We start from the raw sequence: 21,205 nt of genomic DNA, 5'->3' as shown, positions 1-21,205 counted from the left end.
GGCTATCGGAGCATGTTATGCCCCGAAAGCCCCGTTTTTAGTTCAACGAGAGCTCCGCACCAGTGCGATTGCTGCAAAAAGTGCAATGCCTGACATGATGGCAAAGCCGCTGAACAGCCAGAGCGCCGCATTAGCCGTGCCCACCACGCCGCCGGGATTGCTGAGACCGGCAAGATTGGCCACCATACCAGCGAGTGCCGCCCCCATGGCCGTGGTGAACAGTTGAACCGTTGTCAGTGAAGCCGAAGCCAGATTCTGATCGCTCACATCTGCTCGCTTGAAAATGCGTGTAAGAAGATGCGGCCATGTCATGCCGACACCAAAACCCACGATGATCATGGCAAGGCAGATCGGTACAAGCGCGGTCCACTCGCCGTCGCTGCCGGGTGGAACAAGGACTGCAAGTGTGATCATGCCGAGAACGCCCATGATGGGAGCCGCAAGGATTACCCGGTTCACGCTTTTGCCCGTTACCCCGGAGGAGCCGATAGAGCCCAGCGTCCAGCTTCCACCCATCAAAGCCGCAAGATAGCCGGCAATCAGGGGTGACTGGTTATGAAGAACCTGGAAGAACAGCGGGACGAACACTTCCGAACTGGTCACTGATCCACCGAGAAAGCCCATGGTGAGATAGAGCGCACCAAGACGGCTCAGGCTGAATGTACCTTTTGGCAGAATGCGCTGTGTGGACCGGTGCTCGACCCATACGAGCAGCATCAGCACCGCAAGTGCGATCACAACGCCTGCAATATTCCAAAACGCGCTCGGTGAAATACTGGCGGCCGAAATGATCAGCACGGCGAGTGTAAGCAGGATAAGCTGCGGCCATGCCAGCCGGTCTTTATTCTCCGTATTGCTGATTTCTTTGGGCAGAACCATCATCGCCATAACGGCAAAAATACCGATCACCGGCACCAGCGACCAAAAGGCCGCGCGCCATTGTCCAAGCTCGGCAAAGATGCCGCCAACAGCAGGGCCTACCAGCGTTGCCACGCCCCACATGCCCGATACAAGCGCAATAGCTCTTGGCCAGAGCCGCTCACTGAATACGATGCGGATCATCGCATAAGACAGCGCCAGCAACATACCGCCGCCCATTCCCTGCACCACGCGACCACCAAGCATGGCGGGCATCGACGGTGCAAAACCACAGGCAAGAGTGCCGATGGCGAAAATGACTGCTGCCACCAGATAGGCGTTGCGTGGCGCTGCCTGCGACAGAAGTTTGGGCACAAGTGCCGAGCCAAGAATGGACGCTGTTACGAACAGCGCCGTATTCCATGCATAATAGTCCATGCCGCCAATATCGGCGACCACGGTTGGCAATATGGTTGTAGCAATGAAAACATTGATGGCGTGGAGCGCAACTCCACCCACGAGCGTTAGCGAACGGATCGCATTTCTGCCCGCGAATAATTCTCCCCAGCCTGCAGTAGCCCCTGCTTTGGCAGTGGCGGCTGGATTCTCGGTCTGCATTTCTTACCCTAGCCCTATCCCGCATTTCAGAGGCGGGTTGATGCCCGCTGTCCGCACGCGTTTGCGTTCTTATAAAATGCTTTTTCGAACTTCGGAATGGGGCTTGAAGTAAAACAACCTCAATAAAAATCAACAGGGGTTCAATTTAAGATGAAAAGCCTTATATGAAGCACAGAATTCAAAATCCGCCGCTGCGTTGGAGAAATTTTTCTCAAAACGTCTGTGGCGGATTTGTGTTTCTGTCACAAGGTTCCTATAAGCCTGTGATTGTGAGGGCTAGATATAGCCAAATAACGCGCCCGCCAGACAACTGGACAGGCCATCTCCCCTAACTGACGACCCGGAACGACCATGATCCAGACGCCTTACTATCTGATCGACAAGACCAAGCTGAAGCGCAACATGGAAAGAGTTGCCTATGTGCGCGAGAAGTCAGGCGCAAAGGCGCTGCTGGCGCTGAAATGCTTTGCCACATGGTCGGTGTTTGATCTGATGAGCGAATATATGGACGGCACAACTTCGTCTTCGCTTTATGAAGTGCGTCTTGGACAGGAAAAATTCGGCGGCGAAACCCATGCTTACAGCGTGGCTTATGCCGACAACGAGATCGATGAAGTCGTCAGCCATGCCGATAAAATCATCTTCAATTCAATCAGTCAGTTGGAACGCTTTGCTAACAAAGCTGCCAATATCAAGCGTGGTTTGCGCCTGAACCCCGGCGTTTCGTCCTCAACCTTTGATCTAGCTGATCCGGCGCGCCCGTTCAGTCGTCTTGGTGAATGGGATATGGCTGGGGTTGAAAAGGTCATGCACCTTGTTTCCGGCTTTATGATCCATAACAATTGCGAAAATTCCGATTTCGGTCTTTTTGACAAAATGCTGACCGACATCGAAGAAAAGTTCGGCTCGCTCTTGCATCGCGTTGAATGGGTGAGCCTTGGCGGCGGCATCCATTTCACGGGCGACGATTATCCGGTCGATGAATTCTGTGCTCGCCTGAAGGCGTTCTCGGAAAAGTTTGGCGTACAGGTTTATCTGGAGCCGGGCGAAGCTTCGATCACCAAGACCACGACGCTGGAAGTGACGGTTCTCGATACGCTGTTTAACGGCAAGAACCTCGCAATCGTCGATAGCTCGATTGAAGCGCATATGCTTGATCTGCTCATCTATCGCGAAAAAGCGAAGATGGCGCCGAACAATGGCGAGTACAGCTATATGATCTGCGGCAAGTCTTGCCTCGCGGGTGATGTTTTCGGCGAGTTCACTTTCGACAAACCGCTGGCTATCGGCGACCGCCTCTCATTTGAAGATGCGGCCGGTTATACCATGGTCAAAAAGAACTGGTTTAATGGCGTGAAAATGCCAGCCATTGCCGTGCGTGAACTTGACGGCACGATCAGAGTTGTCCGCGAATTTGATTACGCGGATTTCGAGGGTTCGCTCTCCTGAACCCTGCGCCGCGGTCTTATTCAGCGGCGTAAAACTTAAACAGGTTCCGCGGATGAGAGCGCCGGGGACGAGAAACAGGCAAGCATTTCCAGCAAAAGCGCGAAGCAGTTTTGCGCAGGATAATGCGTCAGTTAACTAAAAAGACGCGGGTAACCGCTGGAAGAGGAAGCATCGACAGAAAATGAAGAAGAACGTTCTCATTATCGGCGCCGGGGGCGTGGCACAGGTTGTTGCACATAAATGTGCGCAAAACTCTGACATATTGGGCGATATCCATATTGCGTCCCGCACGGTTGAGAAATGCCGCAAGATTATCGATAGCGTGCATGAAAAGAAGAGCCTCAAGACCGAGGTGAAACTGGAAGCGCATGCGCTGAACGCGATGGATATTGAAGCAACCAAAGCTTTGATTGAGAAGACAGGCGTTCAGATCGTCATCAATGTCGGCTCGGCCTTCCTCAATATGTCGGTCCTTCGCGCCTGTATCGATACGGGCGTGGCTTACATGGACACTGCGATCCATGAAGATCCGAAGAAGATCTGCGAGACACCACCGTGGTATGGCAACTACGAATGGAAGCACCTCAAGGAATGTGAAGAGAAGGGCATCACAGCCATTCTCGGTATTGGCTTTGATCCCGGCGTGGTCAATGCCTATGCGCGTCTGGCAGCTGACGATTATCTTGATGAAGTCAAATCCATCGACATCGTTGACATCAATGCCGGTTCGCATGGCCGCTGGTTCTCGACCAACTTCGACCCTGAAATCAACTTCCGCGAATTCACCGGCACGGTTTATTCGTGGCAGGGTGGTCAGTGGCAGTCGAACAAGATGTTTGAAGTCGGCCAAACTTTTGACCTGCCCGTTGTTGGCCCGAGCAAGGCCTATATGACGGGCCATGATGAAGTGCATTCGCTTTCCAAGAACTATCCGAATGCCGATGTGCGTTTCTGGATGGGATTTGGCGATCACTACATCAACGTCTTCACGGTGCTGAACAATCTCGGCCTCCTGTCCGAACAGCCGGTCAAGACCGCTGAAGGTCTGGAAGTCGTGCCGCTCAAGGTGGTCAAGGCTGTTCTGCCTGATCCATCGTCGCTTGCACCGGATTACACCGGCAAGACCTGCATCGGTGATTTCGTCAAAGGCACCAAGGACGGCAAGGAGAAGGAAGTCTTCATCTATAACGTTGCCGACCATAAGGACGCCTATAATGAAGTGGGCTCGCAGGGCATTTCCTACACTGCTGGTGTTCCGCCGGTTGCAGCCGCTATCCTGATCGCTTCGGGCGAATGGGACGTGAAGAAGATGGTCAATGTGGAAGAGCTGAACCCGAAGCCTTTCCTCCACATCCTGAACCAGATCGGCCTGCCATCGCGTATTAAAGACGAAGACGGCGACCGCGCTCTCGACTTCGCGTAAGCTTTATTCGGATGAATATAAAACCCCGCTCAAAGCCATGGCTTCGGGCGGGGTTTTTATTTCTAACTATGTCAGCAGATGAGAAATTAGCTTTCATGATGTGTTGCTTCTTCATGCAACTCTGCTATCCATTGTGCTTCAATTTTGTGCAAATCGATGCGCAGCCCGCTTGGCTCCGGATCAGCCTCTGGAACATACACAACGTTCCCATCAGAGGCTGAAGAAACCGAAAAGTGGGAGCAAAGTCGCAATAGCGATGAAAGCTCTTAGCCGGCATGGGGCGATCGATATTCGTATCGCGCGCTATTCTCCTCAGATTGACATGGTCTCTGAGCCTGTGATGTCTCAGCGCGTGCTTTCTTTATAGATTGTCCGGTCGGCTTTTGGTCACGGACAATCGGGGAGTGACTTGTGACCAATACGGTTGATGCAGGCTTTCACGAGCCACATTTGAGCGGTGCCCAGCGCTGGACGCGGGAGATGGCTACAGCCCTGAAGCTCGGCTGGCCGCTGATCCTGACTAATCTTTCGCAGGCTGCACTCACCGCCACTGACGTGATCTTCATCGGGCGGCTCGGCAAGGATACGCTGGCCTCGGCACTGCTTGCCACCAGCTTTTACCACACGTTGATGATCTTCTCGATGGGCCTTGTCTCGGCTGTGATGCCGATGATTGCCATTGCGCTCGGCAAGAACCGTCACTCGGTGCGCGATGTGCGCCGTACGGTGCGTCAGGGCATGTGGTCGGCGATTATCATTTCGATCCCGATCTGGATCATACTCTGGCACTGTGAGGAGATTTTTCTGCTTCTTGGCCAGCAGCCTGAAATTGCTGCGCGCTCCACCGATTTCATGCACACGCTGCAATGGGCATTGTTGCCTTATCTTTTTTATATCGTGCTGCGTTCGTTTTTTGCGGCGATGGAAAAGCCTATGTGGACGCTGCTGATTGCTGCCGCCGCTATCGGCTTTAACGCGCTTGCTGGCTGGACATTGATTTTCGGACATTTCGGCTTTCCACGCATGGAACTGCATGGTGCCGGTATTGCAACCACGCTCTCGAGCATCATGATGTTCCTCGGCATGGCGTTTATCACGGTGCGGCATCGCCGGTTCCGCCGCTATCGCCTGTTCGGTCGTTTCTGGCGGGCTGACTGGCCGCGCCTGATCGAACTCTGGCGCATCGGCTTTCCGATGGCGCTGACCTTCGTGTTCGAGACCTCGATCTTCTATGCCGCTGTTATTATGATGGGCTATATCGGCCCGACCGCTATGGCAGCCCATGCGGTTGCCATTCAGGTTGCATCGCTCAGCTTCATGGTGCCGCTCGGCTTTGGGCAGGTGGCAACGGTCCGTGTCGGTCGTGCTTATGGACGCGGCGATCCGCAAGCCGTGGCCTATGCCGGTTGGAGCGCCTATGCGCTCGGCGTCGGTTTCATGGCGATCATGGGCTTGTTGATGATTCTGATTCCACGCGTGTTTATCGGCGTGTTCCTCAACCTCAAGGATCCAGAGAATTTTGCTGTGATCGAGCTGGCTGTCACATTCCTGGCACTGGCCGCGCTGTTCCAGATTGTGGATGGGGCGCAGGCTGTCGCTGCAGGCATGTTGCGCGGTCTGCGTGACACGCGCGTGCCAATGTATATGGCACTGGTTGGATATTGGGGTGTTGGTCTGCCGTTGGGTGCGCTGCTTGCTTTTCAGTTCAAGCTCGGTGGTGCTGGTGTGTGGCTTGGTCTGGCCGCGGGGCTGGCAATCGTTTCTGTGCTGATGACCATGCGCTGGCGGCGTTCTCTGGCTCGGCTGTTTATTTCACTCAAGCCGCTCGTCTAGCCGTGGCACTCTCGACCGACAAAGAAAAGGCCGTACGACCTTGGTCGTACGGCTTGATTTTTGATGCTGCAGATATCGTTTAGTATCCGCTAAAATCAAATGCCCCCTAAAATCTTAAGCCCCAAATTATTTCGTAAGTGCAATAATACGGTCAAGTGCAGCGCCAAAGCCTTTCAGCGAAACTTTAAAAGCAACAGGCTGGCTTGGGCTAAGTGCTGTAGCATTGACATTCAAATTAGCTCCAGCCTTCAGAGCTGCTACCTGCTTGGCGTCAAAACTAACGGGTGTAAGGCAACCCTGTGGAAGGCAAGTTGAAAAAGTTAAAGTTGGTCCGGCTGTCTCATCAGTCTTGAGTGTAGCGCCTTTTGCAAGATCAAGGCCGAATGGCATTAAAATGACGCCTTCAACCTTGCCGCCAGCTATATTGCGTAATTCAGCAGTTAAAACGCGCTGTCCCGTTTGCGCGCTACTCTGATCCTGACGGATAGCGCAAACTGTCGCTTCTTTGGTTGATTGGCAGGAAACGGTCCAATCTTCGTAAGTCTCCTGTAAGGTGCTCGCGCCGCCGGGTAGAGGAGCCGAAAAAGCTGGCGCGCAGAAAATTGTAGTTGCGGCGATTGCAGAAATGACCCGACAGCTTGTCTTCATGGAATATTCTCTTTGCATGTATATATTGATAAGAAGTTAGTGTTATTATGCTTTTAATCTAAGCACGAGATAGTTTTATTTACAATAGATTATTAAAATTTTTTTAATTTACTATTTTTTGTTATGTATAAAATAATAAATTAACAGTTGTTGTTAAATGTTATTGTTATTTAACGTAAGTGGAAATACATTAAAAGCGACGAGATATAACTCGCCGCTTTTAATGCATAACTCTTTCTGAGAATTATGAGCCATAGGCCGCTGCTTAAGCCGCCGAACCTATATGCTTCTTACTGAAGTTCAGACCGTTAGCGCGACAGCTTCATGTGACGATTGACGTCCTTATAAAGCAAATAGCGGAACTTGCCCGGTCCACCGGCATAGCAAGCTTGCGGGCAGAAGGCGCGCAGCCACATGAAATCACCGGCTTCTACTTCCACCCAGTCCTGATTGAGCCGATAGACGGCTTTGCCTTCCAGCACATAAAGCCCGTGTTCCATCACATGGGTTTCTGCAAAAGGGATCACACCACCCGGTTCAAATGTAACCACGGTGACATGCATGTCGTGACGCAGATCGTTCGGATCAACAAAGCGCGTTGTTGCCCATGCGCCATTGGTGTCCGGCATAGGCGTTGGTGCAATGTTCTTTTCATTCAGGAAAAGCGGTTCCGGCACATCAAGGCCATCAACATATTCGTAAGCTTTGCGCACCCAATGGAAGCGCGCGACAGCGCCGGAATTGTTGCGAAGCGTCCAGCCGCTCTTTGGCGGCAGATAGGCATAACCACCTTCGCTCAGCACATGATCCTGGCCGTCAAGCGTGACGGTGATTTCACCTTCGACAACAAACAGCACGCCCTGTGCGCCGTCATCGAGTTCCGGGCGGTTGCTGCCGCCGCCGGATTGTACTTCCATGATATATTGCGAGAAAGTCTCGGCAAAACCCGAGAGCGGGCGGGCAATGATCCATAAACGCGTCTTGTCCCAGAAGGGCAGAAAGCTTGTGACGATATCGCTGAATGTGCCTTTCGGAATAACCGCATAGGCTTCGGTGAACATAGCACGATCGGTCAGAATTTGCGTCTGTGGTGGCAGGCCACCGGTCGGTGCGTAATAATTACGGCTCATCGGGAATTCCTAATCAATATAATGTTTCGGGAAGAATATCTTTTAGCCGCAGCAGCGCGATGCGCTCGACCTGTTCACATGCGGTTTCCATCTCCGCTTGTTTCGTGTTTTCAACACGCCGTTTGAAAGCATGGAGAATCTCCTGGGCGTTACGACCCTTGACGGCAATGATGAAAGGAAAGCCGAATTTCTGCGTATAGGCATCGTTGAGTTCGGTGAATGTCTTGCGCTCGTCATCGCTCAAAGCATCAAGACCGGCAGATGCCTGCTCGGAAGTGGATTCCGGTGTCAGGCGCTTCGCCGCCGCAAGCTTTCCTGCAAGATCGGGATGGGCGCGCAATACACCGAGCTTTTCATCGTCTGATGCAGCGCGAAATGCACGCACCAGCACCGTATGAAGGCCGGAAGCAGAATCGGCCAGTTCCGTCAGACCCATGTCATAGGCGCGTTCGGCAATCCATGGCGAATGCTCGAAAATCCCGCCATAGCGTGCAACAAAATCCGCCTTACTGGCCTTGGATGGCACAATATCGACCTGTTTCGGCCTGTGATATTCGTGCCAGTGACGCGCAATATCGACGCGCTTGGCAACCCATACCTTGTCATGGCTCTGCACGTAATCAAGGAAGCGCTCAAGGGCCGCCGCACGGCCCGGGCGACCGACAAGGCGGCAATGCAGACCAACCGACATCATCTTCGGTGCGCCCTCTGCACCCTCGCGATAAAGCACGTCGAATGTGTCTTTGAGGTAGGTGTAGAACTGATCGCCGGAGTTAAAGCCCTGTGGCGTGGCAAAGCGCATATCATTGGCGTCGAGCGTATAGGGTACGATGAGATGCGGACCGTTTGGTCCTTTCACCCAGTAAGGAAGCTCATCGGCATAGGAATCGGCGGAGTAGAGAAAGCCGCCTTCCTCCATCACGAGCTTAAGCGTATTGTCCGAGGGCTTGCCCTGGTAGATACCGAGCGGGCGCGAGCCGGTAATCTCTGTGTGCAGACGCACGGCTTCACGAATATGTTCGCGTTCAACCTCTTCGGGAACATCCTTATATTCCCACCAGCGCAGGCCGTGGCTGGCGATTTCCCAGTCGGCTTCCTTCATGGCGCTGATGGCTTCGGGGTTGCGCTCCATGGCAAGTGTCACGCCATAGACCGTTACCGGCATGTTGCGTCGCGTGAACGCGCGCCACAAGCGCCAGAAGCCGGAGCGGGCGCCATATTCGTAGATCGATTCCATATTGAGATTGCGCTGGCCGTTCCAAGCCTGCGCGCCGACGATTTCCGAAAGCAGGCATTCGGATGCGGGATCACCGTCGAGAATGCAGCTTTCGCCGCCTTCCTCATAGTTGACGACGAACTGCACGGCAATATTGGCCCCGCCGGGCCAGCGTGGATCCGGTGTGTTGCGGCCATAACCAACCAGATTGCGCGGATAACTCATATGGAATTCCCTCGATTTTTGTTTATTTTGCCTATGATAATAAAGATTTATGCGGATCATTCCCCCTCAAAATTTTGAAAGACATCCAACGATTATCATCTTTCCCAAGACAGAACTTCGGTAAATACTCAAAATAGGGAACAAGTGTGGTTGGCAAACATTCACGTTTTGCGAGAAATAAATCACACAAAAACAAGTGCTTGAAATGGTTCTGACGGTAATGTCGGAAGAATCGTGCAGGCGGCAGGAGTATAAATGGGAAGCCAAGCAAGCGGTCAGGGCCGGTTAACGACGCATGTCCTTGATACGGTCAATGGTAAACCAGCGGCAAATCTGCGCATCGAATTGCGCCGGATCGAGAATCAGCAGGCAGAAATCTTGCGCGAAATTCGCACCAATGCGGATGGTCGCTGCGGTGAGCCGTTGCTTGCGGGCGATGCGCTGCATGCTGGTTCATATGAGCTGCTTTTCCATGTCGGTGAGTATTTCGGCAAAAGGGACGGTGTGATCCCGTTTCTGGATGTGGTGCCACTCCGTTTTGGTATTTCCGACGAAAAGGCGCATTATCATGTGCCGCTTCTGGTTTCGCCATTTTCCTATTCAACCTATCGCGGGAGTTGAGCGGTATGGGTCAAGCAGTCAGACATAATATCCGCTTTCTGCTGAACGGCGAGACAGTTGAGCTCGACCGCATTTCACCGACTGAAACCTTGCTCGATTATCTGCGCCTGTCTTGCAAATTGCGCGGCAGCAAGGAAGGCTGCGGTGAAGGGGATTGTGGTGCCTGCACAGTGCTGGTCGGGAAAGTCATTGGTGATGAACTCGTCTATGAAAGTGTGAATGCTTGCATCCGCTTCGTGGGGTCGCTGGATGGTTGTCATGTCGTAACCATCGAGCATCTGCGCGGCTCCGACGGCGGCCTGCATCCGGTGCAAAAGGCGATGATCGATTTTCACGGCTCGCAATGCGGCTTCTGCACCCCGGGCTTCGTCATGTCGCTTTATGGTTTGTGGATGCGCAATCCAAAGCCTGTAGATGCTGAGATCGAAAAGGCGCTGCAAGGCAATCTTTGCCGTTGCACTGGCTATGAAGCGATCATGCGTGCAGCGCGCGCGATTTCCGATTATGGTACGTTGATGGATGATCCGCTTGCTGTTGAGCGCGCGCATGTATTCGCGCGGCTGAAGGCCTTGCGTGATGGTGCGCGGGTTGAGGTCGGGAGTGGCAAAGACCGCCTGGTCGTGCCTGCCAGTCTGGATGATTTTGCCACTGTTTATGCATCCGAAGCCAGGGCGACAATCGTTGCCGGTTCAACCGATGTCGGCCTTTGGGTCACCAAAATGATGCGCGACATTTCGCCGGTCATCTTTATTGGGCATCTCAATGAACTGCGTACAATGCGTGAAGAAGACGGCGTCATCACCATTGGTGCAGGCGTCACCTATACGGAAGCCTTTTCGTTTTTGGCAAAACGTATTCCAGCGCTGGGAAGCCTCATCAACCGCATTGGTGGCGAACAGGTGCGCAATATGGGCACCATCGGCGGCAACATTGCCAATGGGTCGCCGATCGGCGACACACCGCCGCCATTGATCGCGCTTGATGCAAAGCTGACACTGCGCAGAGGTGCAGAACGCCGGACCATTCCTCTGCAAGAATTTTTCATTGCTTACGGCAAGCAGGATCGCCAGCCTGGCGAGTTTGTCGAAGCTGTCCATGTGCCTGTGCCGCTTGAAGGCAGCCAGTTCGCCATTCATAAAATTTCCAAGCGGTTTGAGGAAGATATCACGGCAACGCTCGGTGCCTTTCATCTGAAATTGGATGCGCAAGGCAATGTCGCCTCCATCCGCATCGCCTATGGCGGTATGGCTGCAACGCCAAAACGCGCACTCAATGTGGAAGCAGCGTTGACGGGTAAACCTTGGAATGAGGAGAGCGTTGAAGCTGCGCTTGAATTCTATGGCCTCGACTATCAGCCTCTGACCGATATGCGTGCGACAGCTGAATACCGTCTGCTGGTCGCAAAAAATCTGCTCCGCCGGTTCTATGCTGAAACGCAAGGCGAGAGCGAACCTTTGCGTAAACCAAACGTTGTCGCTGCATAAGGAGGATGACATGAACAAGCATCCTGCAAACGCAATCAAAGCGGCCCGCATCAAGGGTGGCGTCGCGACCGATCAGCGCCATGACTCGGCCCACAAGCATGTGACGGGCGAAGCGGTCTATATCGACGATATCCCGGAACCTGAAGGCACGCTGCATATTGGCGTCGGTTTCTCGACGGTCGCTCACGCCAAGATCATTGCTGCGGACCTGTCTGCCGTGCGCGCTGCTCCCGGTGTCGTCGATGTACTCACTCATAAGGATGTGCCGGGTGAAAATGATGTCTCACCATCGGGGATGCATGACGATCCGATCTTCGCGGTCGATACTGTGCAGTTCCACGGTCAACCGATTTTTGCGGTTGTCGCCCGCACGCGTGATCAGGCGCGTCGAGCCGCACGTCTTGCCAAGGTCGAATACGAAGAAATGCCGGGCCTGTTCTCGATTTCCAATCTCGATGGTTACAAGGACAAGCTGGTTTTCACGCCGCTGACGCTCAATCGTGGTGACGCCCGCAAAGCCATTGATGACGCACCGCGCAAGGTCAAGGCGCGTATGAAAGTCGGCGGGCAGGATCACTTCTATCTCGAAGGGCAAGCTTCGCTGGCAATCCCCGGTGAAGATGACGATGTGACCATCTATTGCTCGACGCAGGGGCCAAGCGAAACGCAGCATCTGGTCGCCCACGCGCTTGGGGTGCCGAGCCATTCGGTGACGGTCGAAGTTAGGCGTATGGGTGGCGGTTTCGGTGGCAAGGAAACACAGGCCAATCAATGGGCAGCGATTGCTGCCATTGCAGCCAAGAAGCACAAGCGCGCTGTTAAAATCCGGCTCGACCGCGATGAGGATATGACCTCGACCGGCAAGCGCCATGATTTTATGATCGACTATGAAATCGGTTTCGACAATGAAGGCAATATCCTCGGTGTCGATTATCTGTTTGCACTGAATGCGGGTTTCTCTGCCGATCTCTCTGGTCCGGTTGGCGACCGCGCGCTGTTTCATTGTGATAACGCCTATTTCTTCCCGGCCGTTCACGCGCAGTCCGCACCGCTTTATACCAACACCGTGTCCAACACCGCATTCCGTGGCTTCGGTGGACCGCAGGGCATGGTCGGCGCCGAGCGCGTGATTGAGGAAGTGGCTTTTGCTGTCGGCAAAGACCCGCTCGAAATCCGCAAACTCAATTTCTACGATGCCATGGGCACTGAAGGCGGCACGCGCAATGTGACGCCCTATCACCAGAAGGTGGAAGACTGCATCATTCAGCGTATCGTTTCCGAGCTTGAGGAAAGCGCTGATTACGCGAAGCGCCGCGAGGCAATCCGCGAATTCAACGCCAAAAGCCGTTACGTCAAACGCGGCATGTCACTGACCCCGGTTAAATTCGGAATTTCTTTCACCAAGACGGAATCCAATCAGGCCGGCGCGCTGGTGCATGTCTATAATGACGGCTCGGTGCATATGAACCATGGCGGCACCGAGATGGGGCAGGGGCTTCATCTGAAAGTAGCGCAGGTTGTGGCTGAAGAATTCCAGATCGATCTTGATCGTGTGAAGATCACCGCAACAACCACCGCGAAAGTGCCTAACACTGCTCCCACGGCAGCATCTTCAGGGGCTGACTTGAATGGGATGGCAGCACTTGATGCGGCGCGTCAGATCAAAAAACGGCTTATTCATTTTGCAGCCCAGCAATATCAGGTGCCGGAAGATCAGGTCGTGTTTCTGCCAAACCGCATCCGCGTCGGCAATCAGGAAGTGAGCTTCAACGATCTGGTTAAACAGGCCTATATCGGCCGCGTGCAGCTCTCCGCATCGGGGCATTACAAGACCCCGAAAATCCACTGGGATCGTGCCAAGGGGAAAGGCCACGCCTTCTATTATTACGCCTATGGTGCGGCCTGCTCGGAAGTTTCCGTTGATACGCTGACCGGCGAATATGTGGTCGAACGCACCGACATTCTTCACGATACGGGGCGCTCGCTCAACCGTGCCATTGATCTTGGCCAGGTGGAAGGCGGTTTCGTGCAGGGCATGGGCTGGTTGACCACGGAAGAGCTCGTCTGGGACGACAAGGGCCGATTACGCACCCACGCACCGTCAACCTACAAGATCCCGCTTGCATCAGATCGTCCGAAGATTTTCAATGTCGCCTTGACCGACTGGTCGGAGGCTTATGAACCGACGATCCACCGCTCCAAGGCGGTTGGTGAACCGCCTCTCCCGCATGGCATGTCGGTTCTCTATGCGCTGTCGGATGCGGTGGCGAGCGTAGCCGATCACAAGATCAGTCCGCGCCTTGATGTGCCAGCAACGCCGGAGCGCGTGCTGATGGCCATTGAGCGGTTACGAAGTCAGAAAGGCTGATGCTATGCTGGGCAGGCGGGACGACATAAGGGCGTTTCTCAACAAGCGGCCCGACAGTGTTTTGATAGAAGTCACTGATGTGAAAGGTTCTGCACCACGCGATGCGGGTGCATGGATGCTGGTCGCACGGGATATGATTTTCCGCACGATTGGCGGTGGCCAGCTCGAATATATGGCCATCGATCAGGCACGCAAAATTTTGGCTGGCGGCAAAGATTCGCCAATGGATGTCCCACTTGGCCCCGAAATCGGCCAGTGCTGTGGTGGGCGCGTTGCTTTAAGTTTCAAGCGTATCAATCGTGGTCTGGCAGAAGAACTGGTCGCCAAAGTCGATGCTGAAATGGCGACACGCCCGCATGTCTATGTTTTTGGCGCGGGTCATGTCGGTGATGCTTTGGCCTACGCGCTGTCGCTGACGCCTGTGCGGGTTATTATGGTCGATACGCGGGAAGCAGAGCTTATGGCAGTGGATGCGCCCGGCGTCGAGACCTGTCTTTCGGCCATGCCGGAGCAGGTTGTGCGTACAGCCCCGCCGGAAAGCGCATTTGTCGTGCTGACCCATGACCATGCGCTAGATTTTCTCATCGTAGCCGAAGCATTACAGCGGCGTGATGCCGTCTATGTGGGGATGATTGGCTCAAAGACAAAGAGAGCCACTTTCAAAAACTGGTTGAAACGCGAAATCGGTAACGCAGACCTGTTAGAAAATCTGGTTTGTCCGGTTGGCGGTGCGATTGTGAAGGACAAGCGGCCGGAAGTCATTGCTGCTTTGGCTACGGCTGAGATTTTGACCGCCGTTCTGGTTTCCAGCACGGTCTTACAACCCGCCTGATTCATTAGATCAAACGGACCTTCTTTTAAGCAAGGGCTTCGCGGATCAAACGCTGGCAGCGCTCCGTCATGAAATCGATGATCAGGCGCACTTTCGGGTCCTGAAACCGCTTGTGCGGATAGATCGCAGCAAGCTGGATTGGTGCCGGCGGTGTGCTTTCAAGAATTGGAACAAGCCTTCCATCGCGGATATATTCCTTCACTTCAAACAGCGGCTTGTTGATAATTCCGCGTCCGCCAAGCGCCCATTGCGTCAATACGTCGCCATCGTCGGAGTCATACGGCCCGGTGACTTCAAACTTGCGCAGACCTTCCGGCGTTTGTAGCGACCAGTAATATTCTTTTGAGCCGGGAAAACGCAGCAGCAGACAATCATGTTGAGCGCCGATTAATTCATCGGGGGATTGCGGTGTACCATGCTTTTCGAGATATGCCGGGGCTGCGCAGATCACGCGTTCGCAGTTTAAAATACCACGCATCCGCAGGTTGGAATTCTCCAAAACACCCAATTTGAAAGCAACATCAACGCTTTCACTCATGATGTCGATCTCGTGGTCAGATAGTCGCAGGCGCACTTCTATGTCCGGATATTTGTCATGGAACTCTGGAATTCCCGATGCAATCAGCCTTCGACCCAGTCCCAGAGGGGCAGTGATGCGAATCGATCCTTTCGGATTTTTGGCCAATTCTGCAACAGCTGCTTCGGCTTCATCGACAGCTTCGAGGATTTTTAAAGCGCCATCATAAAATACGCGGCCATGCTCGGTTGGCGTCAGTTTGCGTGTCGTTCTGTTGAAGAGGCGCACACCGAGATGCTTCTCTAACTCCTTGATTCGATTGCTTGCAACAGCGGGTGACGCGCGCTGGTCGCGCCCTGCCGCAGACAAGTTTCCCAATTCGACAACGCGCACAAAAACGCGCAGATTATCAAGATAAGACATGCGTTCGTTCCACCATTGTATATATTTTTTTGAAAGTGATGGTCTTGATGCGACGTTCACACAGGCGCAAAGCTTTGGCAAATAATAAACAAACAAAATATGGGAACTAAGAATGGGAGTGCCGGATGTATGATCTTGCCGTGGCCTGGGACTGGCTGGGCTTTGCAGCGCGGTGGTTACACGTGGTCACTGCCATTGCGTGGATCGGCTCGTCTTTCTATTTCATCGCCTTAGACCTTGGGCTTCGTCAGCGTCCGGGCTTGCCCGTCGGCGCTTATGGCGAAGAATGGCAGGTTCATGGCGGTGGTTTCTATCACATCCAGAAATATCTGGTTGCCCCTGCGGAGATGCCCGAGCATCTGACATGGTTCAAATGGGAATCCTACGCCACATGGCTGTCGGGCTTTGCCTTGCTCTGCATCGTCTATTATGCGGGGGCCGATCTCTATCTGGTCGATCCCAATGTGCTCGATGTATCGGCACCGACGGCGATCGCTATTTCGATTGCTTCGCTGGCTTTTGGCTGGATTGCCTATAACACCATCTGCAAATTGATGCTTGGCAAGAGCGATACGCTCCTGATGGTCATCCTCTACGCGATTTTGGTGATGATGGCCTGGGGTTATACGCACCTGTTTACGGGTCGCGCTGCTTTCCTGCATCTGGGAGCTTTTACCGCAACGATCATGTCCGCCAACGTGTTCATGGTCATCATTCCGAACCAGAAAATCGTGGTGGCTGATCTCATTGCCGGCCGCAAGCCGGACCCGAAATATGGCAAGATCGCCAAACAGCGCTCAACGCATAACAACTATCTGACGCTGCCGGTTCTGTTCCTGATGCTGTCGAACCACTACCCGCTGGCCTTCGGAACCGAATTTAACTGGATCATTGCTTCGCTGGTGTTCCTGATGGGTGTCACGATCCGCCACTGGTTTAATACCCGCCATGCCCGCAAAGGCAATCCGACATGGACATGGCTTGTGACGGCTATCTTGTTCATCGTCATTATGTGGCTTTCGACTGTGCCGAAAATTCTGACCGGAGAGCCGGAAGAACAAAAGGTTTCATCGCTACAGCAGAGCTTCATCTCGGACCCGCACTTTGAAAAAGTGCGGGATACCGTTCTGGGGCGGTGTGCAATGTGCCACGCCAAGGAGCCCGGCTGGGAGGGTATTATTGCACCGCCCAAGGGCGTAGTGCTTGAAAATGATAGGGAAATCGCGGCCCATGCGCGCGAAATCTATTTGCAGGCTGGTCGTTCCCATGCCATGCCGCCTGCCAATGTCACCGGGGTTAGCAATGAGGAGCGCAAGCTTCTCGCGTCCTGGTATGAATCTGCTACGTCTGGAGCAAAGCAACAATGACCAAATTTCTCATCCGTGGCCGCGTGCTCAGTTTCCGTGATGAACCGCAAAGTCTGGATGATGCTCAATCCTATCGCTATATCGAAGACGGCGCCGTGCTTGTCGAAAATGGCCGTATCGCGCGGCTTGGCGATTATGCGGATGTGAGCGCTGAACTGGGCGAGGATGTGCAAGTTGCGGACCATCGCCCGCATCTCATTCTGCCGGGTTTCATCGATACGCATATCCATTATCCGCAGACGCAGGTTGTCGCGTCCTATGCGGCCAATCTTCTCGAATGGCTAAACACCTATACATTCGTGGCAGAACAAAAATTCGCCGATGAGCAGCACGCGGAATTTATCGCTGAGCGCTTTCTGGACGAACTGATCCGCCATGGCACCACCACGGCCGTCGCCTATTGCTCGGTACACCCGCAGAGCGTCGATGCCTACTTCCGCGCGTCGCAGCATCGCAATATGCGTATGCTTGGTGGTAAGGTGATGATGGATCGCAATGCGCCGCCAGCACTCTGCGACACGGCACAATCAGGCTATGATGACAGCAAGCAGCTGATCGCGCGCTGGAATGGCAAGGATCGCCTTGATTATGTGATCACGCCGCGTTTTGCGATTACATCGACGCCAGAACAGCTCGAAGCCAGTCAGGCGCTGGCTCGCGAACATCCTGAATGCTTCATCCAGACCCATCTTTCTGAAAACCACGAAGAGATTGAGTTCACAAAATCGCTTTACCCGGATGCGCCGGATTATCTTGGCATCTACGAACATTATGGTCTGCTTGGAAGCAAGACGTTGCTTGGCCATTCCATTCACCTTGAAGAACGCGAAGTGAAGGTGATGGCGGAAACAGGCTCGGTTGCAGTTTTCTGCCCGACCTCGAACCTTTTTCTCGGGTCCGGCCTTTTCGACCGCGATCGCCTGAAAGCATCAGGCGTACGTATGGCGGTCGCCACCGATGTGGGCGGCGGCACCAGTTTCTCGATGCTGCGCACGATGGACGAGGGCTACAAGGTTCTGCAATTACGCGGCAACCGCCTTAATCCGTTCCAGTCATTCTATATGATGACGCTCGGCAATGCGCGCGCGCTGTCGATGGAAGACAAGATCGGCACGCTCGATGAGGGCACTGAGGCCGATATTGTGGTGCTGGATTCGTCGGCAACATCGCCGATGCGCCTGCGCATGTCTGCCGGTGCAACGCTTGAGCAGGAACTGTTTCTGTTGCAGACGCTTGGCGACGATCGCGCAATCGTCGAGACCTATGTGGCGGGCAAGCCGTTAAAGGCTGAACTTTCTTAAGAATCTCTGGAGGAGGGAGAGGGAGGACCTGCGGCGGAGAAATCTGCTGCGGGTCTTCTTTTTAGAGCGCATCCCGAAAAGTGTGAGACGGTTTTCGGACAAGAGGCGCTGTCTTAAAGCTCCTCCGGTCGCTTGCCGCCCATGGCGCGTGTCAGCTCATCGGCTGTTGAGCGGATCAATGGGCCGAGTTCATCAAGCTTTTGTCGGGGCAGGCGTACGGCGGGTCCCGAGACAGATATGCCTGCAATCGCTTCGCCATATTCGTTGAAAATGGGCGCTGCGATGCAGCACATGCCGAGGGTATGTTCTTCATCATCAATCGACCAGCCGCGTGTGCGGATTGCCTGAATATCCTTCAGCAATCTGGGCAAGGTGTCGAGCGTGCGTTGCGTGAAATGTTCAAGCGTTTTGCCAGAAAGCATGCGTGCGATCTGCGTATCCGACCACGTGGACAGAACGGCCTTGCCTATGCCGGATGCATGGATCGGTCCGCGCCGTCCCGGACGATAGAAAGCACGCATCGGTGCATGACTTTCAATCTGCGAAATGAACACGACGTCGCCGCCATCCTCAATGCCGATATTTGCGGTTTCGCCGCTCGTTTCCATCAATGATTTAAGATAAGGCCGCGCCAGTGTGCCAAGCTTGCGGAAACGGCGAAAAGCATTGCCAATCTCGAAAGCCTTAACGCCAATGGTCCAGTCGCCGCTTTCCACATCATGCGAAACCATGCCGTGATTGGCGAGCGAGGAGAGAAGCCGGTGCACGGTCGAAGGTGCCATCTGGCTGGCTTCTGCGAGCTCAGTCAGCGTTGAGCCGTCATTTTCGGCAATAAGCGCCAGAAGCTTGAGACTGCGATCCAGAACCTGCACGGATGAGGGCGCTGCATTCTCTGCTGCCTTGCGACCACGTTTTGCTTTTGCCTGTTCCATGAGCCGCCTCCGATTCCCTGTCCGTTCATCATTAGCTTATCGACGTTCTCTTCGGAAGTGAGGCACGATTATCTCCATTTCGTTGAAAATCTTTATTTCCGCATTATGGTATCAATTTCCATTTTTAAAATATAGAGTTTGATTATGGATTAGTTTTCCGTAGGAGGATGCCGTCATGGCCAGAATGCGCGCAGTCGATGCAGCCATACTTGTGCTGGAGAAAGAAGGGATCAATTGCGCCTTCGGTGTGCCGGGTGCTGCGATCAACCCATTTTATTCGGCCATGAAGGTGCGGGGTTCTATCCGTCACATTCTTGCGAGACACGTTGAAGGCGCCTCGCACATGGCCGAAGGCTATACGCGCGCAAAGCAAGGCAATATCGGCCTGTGTATCGGAACGTCCGGCCCCGCTGGTACCGATATGATCACCGGCCTCTACTCGGCATCTGCCGATTCAATCCCAATCCTCTGCGTTACAGGTCAGGCCCCACGCGCGCGCCTCGACAAAGAGGACTTTCAGGCAGTCGATATCGCCAGCATCGCAGCACCAGTGACCAAATGGGCGGTTACGGTTATGGAGCCGGCACTGGTGCCTTTTGTTTTCCAGAAGGCGTTTCATATCATGAGGTCGGGTCGTCCCGGCCCGGTGCTGATCGATCTGCCGATTGATGTCCAGCTCGCCGAAATCGAGTTTGACATCGATACATATCAGCCGATGGAGGCGTATAAGCCCTCAGCAACCCGCGCACAGGCCGAGAAGGCTTTGGCCATGTTGAACGAAGCGGAGCGTCCGCTGATTGTTGCAGGCGGTGGCATTATCAATGCGGGAGCTTCCGATCTTCTGGTTGAATTTGCTGAAATTACCGGCATTCCGGTTATCCCGACGCTGATGGGCTGGGGTGTCATTCCTGATGATCACCGCCTGATGGCGGGCATGTGCGGCCTGCAAACATCCCACCGCTACGGAAATGCTACGCTGCTTGCGTCTGACATGGTGATCGGCATCGGCAATCGCTGGGCGAACCGCCATACCGGCAATGTCGATACCTATAAAAAGGGTCGCAAATTCATCCATGTCGATATTGAACCGACCCAGATCGGTCGTGTTTTTGCGCCTGATTTCGGCATTGTCTCTGATGCTGGCAAAGCTCTTAAACTGCTGCTGGATGTGGCCACCGAATGGAAAACCGCAGGCAGGCTGCGCGACTGGTCCGGCTGGGCGGAAGAATGCGCGGCGCGCAAGAAAACCATGTTGCGCAAGACGCATTTCGATCAGACGCCATTGAAACCACAGCGTGTTTATGAGGAGATGAACAAGGCGTTTGGCCGTGACACCTGTTATGTCACGACGATTGGACTGAGCCAGATTGCCGGTGCGCAATTCCTGCATGTCTATCGCCCGCGCAACTGGATCAATTGCGGTCAGGCAGGTCCCTTGGGCTGGACATTGCCAGCGGCACTGGGCGTGCGCGCCGCCGACCCTGATCGTCCGATTGTTGCGCTGTCCGGCGATTATGATTTTCAGTTCATGATTGAGGAACTGGCGGTCGGCGCGCAGCACAAGCTGCCTTACATTCATGTGGTCGTGAACAATTCCTATCTGGGCCTGATCCGTCAGGCACAGCGCGGCTTTAATATGGATTTCGAGGTCAGTCTTGCTTTCGATAACATCAATGCCTCGGGCGACACCGAAAAGGGCTACGGCGTCGATCATGTGGCAGTTGCCGAAGGCCTCGGCTGCAAGGCGATCCGTGTACGAAGCCAGAACCAGTTTGCCGAGAGTTTTGAACGTGCAAAAGCGCTGATGGAAGAGCATCAGGTGCCGGTTGTTCTGGAATTCATCCTTGAGCGTGTTACCAATATTTCCATGGGAGCCGACATTGATCAGGTGGTCGAGTTCGAGGAACTGGCTGAGCGCGGCGAAGATGCACCGACTGCGATTGCCGTATTGTTAGACTAA

16 protein-coding genes are annotated in these 21,205 nt (G+C 54.0%); 10 read left to right on the top strand and 6 right to left on the bottom strand.

The features are described 5' to 3' along the window. Positions 1–42 precede the first annotated feature (42 nt). Positions 43–1,476: an MFS transporter gene (locus H5024_RS10630; protein WP_187546257.1), complete on the bottom strand. Its 1,434-nt coding sequence runs from the start codon at positions 1,474–1,476 to the stop codon at positions 43–45. A 351-nt stretch (positions 1,477–1,827) separates the two neighbouring features. Between H5024_RS10630 and nspC the strand changes: the two genes are divergently transcribed. The 3 genes from nspC to H5024_RS10615 all read left to right on the top strand — a co-directional run bounded on the left by nspC (position 1,828) and on the right by H5024_RS10615 (position 6,181). Beyond that, a complete protein-coding gene (nspC, locus tag H5024_RS10625) occupies positions 1,828–2,925 on the top strand; it encodes a carboxynorspermidine decarboxylase (protein ID WP_187546255.1) in 1,098 nt (365 codons plus the stop codon). 181 nt (positions 2,926–3,106) lie between these two features. Beyond that, positions 3,107–4,348, top strand: coding sequence for a saccharopine dehydrogenase family protein (locus H5024_RS10620; RefSeq protein ID WP_187546253.1), 1,242 nt, complete (start codon positions 3,107–3,109; stop codon positions 4,346–4,348). A 411-nt stretch (positions 4,349–4,759) separates the two neighbouring features. Beyond that, on the top strand, positions 4,760–6,181 hold the full coding sequence (locus H5024_RS10615) for an MATE family efflux transporter (protein ID WP_187546251.1): 1,422 nt from the start codon (positions 4,760–4,762) through the stop codon (positions 6,179–6,181). A 126-nt stretch (positions 6,182–6,307) separates the two neighbouring features. On the opposite strand, the gene H5024_RS10610 is transcribed toward H5024_RS10615, so the two are convergent. The 3 genes from H5024_RS10610 to puuE form a co-directional block, all read right to left on the bottom strand. Then, positions 6,308–6,829, bottom strand: a complete 522-nt coding sequence (locus tag H5024_RS10610; RefSeq protein WP_187546250.1) for an invasion associated locus B family protein — start codon at positions 6,827–6,829, stop codon at positions 6,308–6,310. A gap of 308 nt (positions 6,830–7,137) precedes the next feature. Next, the gene (locus H5024_RS10605; protein WP_187546247.1) at positions 7,138–7,959 is read right to left on the bottom strand and encodes a bifunctional allantoicase/(S)-ureidoglycine aminohydrolase; all 822 of its coding nucleotides are present in this window, start codon (positions 7,957–7,959) and stop codon (positions 7,138–7,140) included. Positions 7,960–7,972: 13 nt separating this feature from the next. Continuing rightward, on the bottom strand, positions 7,973–9,400 hold the full coding sequence (gene puuE, locus H5024_RS10600) for an allantoinase PuuE (RefSeq protein ID WP_187546245.1): 1,428 nt from the start codon (positions 9,398–9,400) through the stop codon (positions 7,973–7,975). A gap of 255 nt (positions 9,401–9,655) precedes the next feature. On the opposite strand from puuE, the gene uraH reads away from it, so the two are divergent. Genes uraH through xdhC form a run of 4 tightly spaced genes read left to right on the top strand, consistent with a single transcriptional unit; the run spans position 9,656 to position 14,705 of the window. Beyond that, on the top strand, positions 9,656–10,021 hold the full coding sequence (uraH, locus tag H5024_RS10595; RefSeq protein WP_187546243.1) for a hydroxyisourate hydrolase: 366 nt from the start codon (positions 9,656–9,658) through the stop codon (positions 10,019–10,021). A 5-nt stretch (positions 10,022–10,026) separates the two neighbouring features. Next, positions 10,027–11,505, top strand: a complete 1,479-nt coding sequence (gene xdhA / locus H5024_RS10590; protein ID WP_187546241.1) for a xanthine dehydrogenase small subunit — start codon at positions 10,027–10,029, stop codon at positions 11,503–11,505. A gap of 10 nt (positions 11,506–11,515) precedes the next feature. Beyond that, a complete protein-coding gene (xdhB, locus tag H5024_RS10585) occupies positions 11,516–13,873 on the top strand; it encodes a xanthine dehydrogenase molybdopterin binding subunit (protein ID WP_187546239.1) in 2,358 nt (785 codons plus the stop codon). Between the two features lie 4 nt (positions 13,874–13,877). Further along, positions 13,878–14,705: a xanthine dehydrogenase accessory protein XdhC gene (gene xdhC / locus H5024_RS10580; protein ID WP_187546777.1), complete on the top strand. Its 828-nt coding sequence runs from the start codon at positions 13,878–13,880 to the stop codon at positions 14,703–14,705. A gap of 25 nt (positions 14,706–14,730) precedes the next feature. Here the strand turns inward: xdhC and H5024_RS10575 are convergent, their stop codons facing one another. Continuing rightward, positions 14,731–15,645, bottom strand: a complete 915-nt coding sequence (locus H5024_RS10575; RefSeq protein WP_187546237.1) for a LysR family transcriptional regulator — start codon at positions 15,643–15,645, stop codon at positions 14,731–14,733. A gap of 125 nt (positions 15,646–15,770) precedes the next feature. Here H5024_RS10575 and H5024_RS10570 point away from each other — a divergent pair, with 125 nt between their 5' ends. Next, entirely contained in the window at positions 15,771–17,012 is a 1,242-nt protein-coding gene (locus H5024_RS10570; protein ID WP_187546235.1) for a urate hydroxylase PuuD, read from the top strand. Next, positions 17,009–18,313, top strand: a complete 1,305-nt coding sequence (gene guaD / locus H5024_RS10565) for a guanine deaminase (protein WP_187546233.1) — start codon at positions 17,009–17,011, stop codon at positions 18,311–18,313. Before H5024_RS10570 ends, guaD begins: the two co-directional genes overlap by 4 nt. Before the next feature lie 113 nt (positions 18,314–18,426). Here guaD and H5024_RS10560 read toward each other — a convergent pair whose 3' ends face one another. Then, positions 18,427–19,245, bottom strand: coding sequence for an IclR family transcriptional regulator (locus H5024_RS10560; protein ID WP_187546231.1), 819 nt, complete (start codon positions 19,243–19,245; stop codon positions 18,427–18,429). Positions 19,246–19,420: 175 nt separating this feature from the next. Between H5024_RS10560 and gcl the strand changes: the two genes are divergently transcribed. Further along, positions 19,421–21,205, top strand: coding sequence for a glyoxylate carboligase (gcl, locus tag H5024_RS10555; protein WP_187546229.1), 1,785 nt, complete (start codon positions 19,421–19,423; stop codon positions 21,203–21,205).

Origin of the sequence: Ochrobactrum sp. Marseille-Q0166 (assembly GCF_014397025.1) — a bacterium.
Lineage (GTDB): Bacteria > Pseudomonadota > Alphaproteobacteria > Rhizobiales > Rhizobiaceae > Brucella.
Note: the sequence above shows the minus strand (reverse complement) of the source record. Positions and strands in the feature narration are given on the sequence as shown.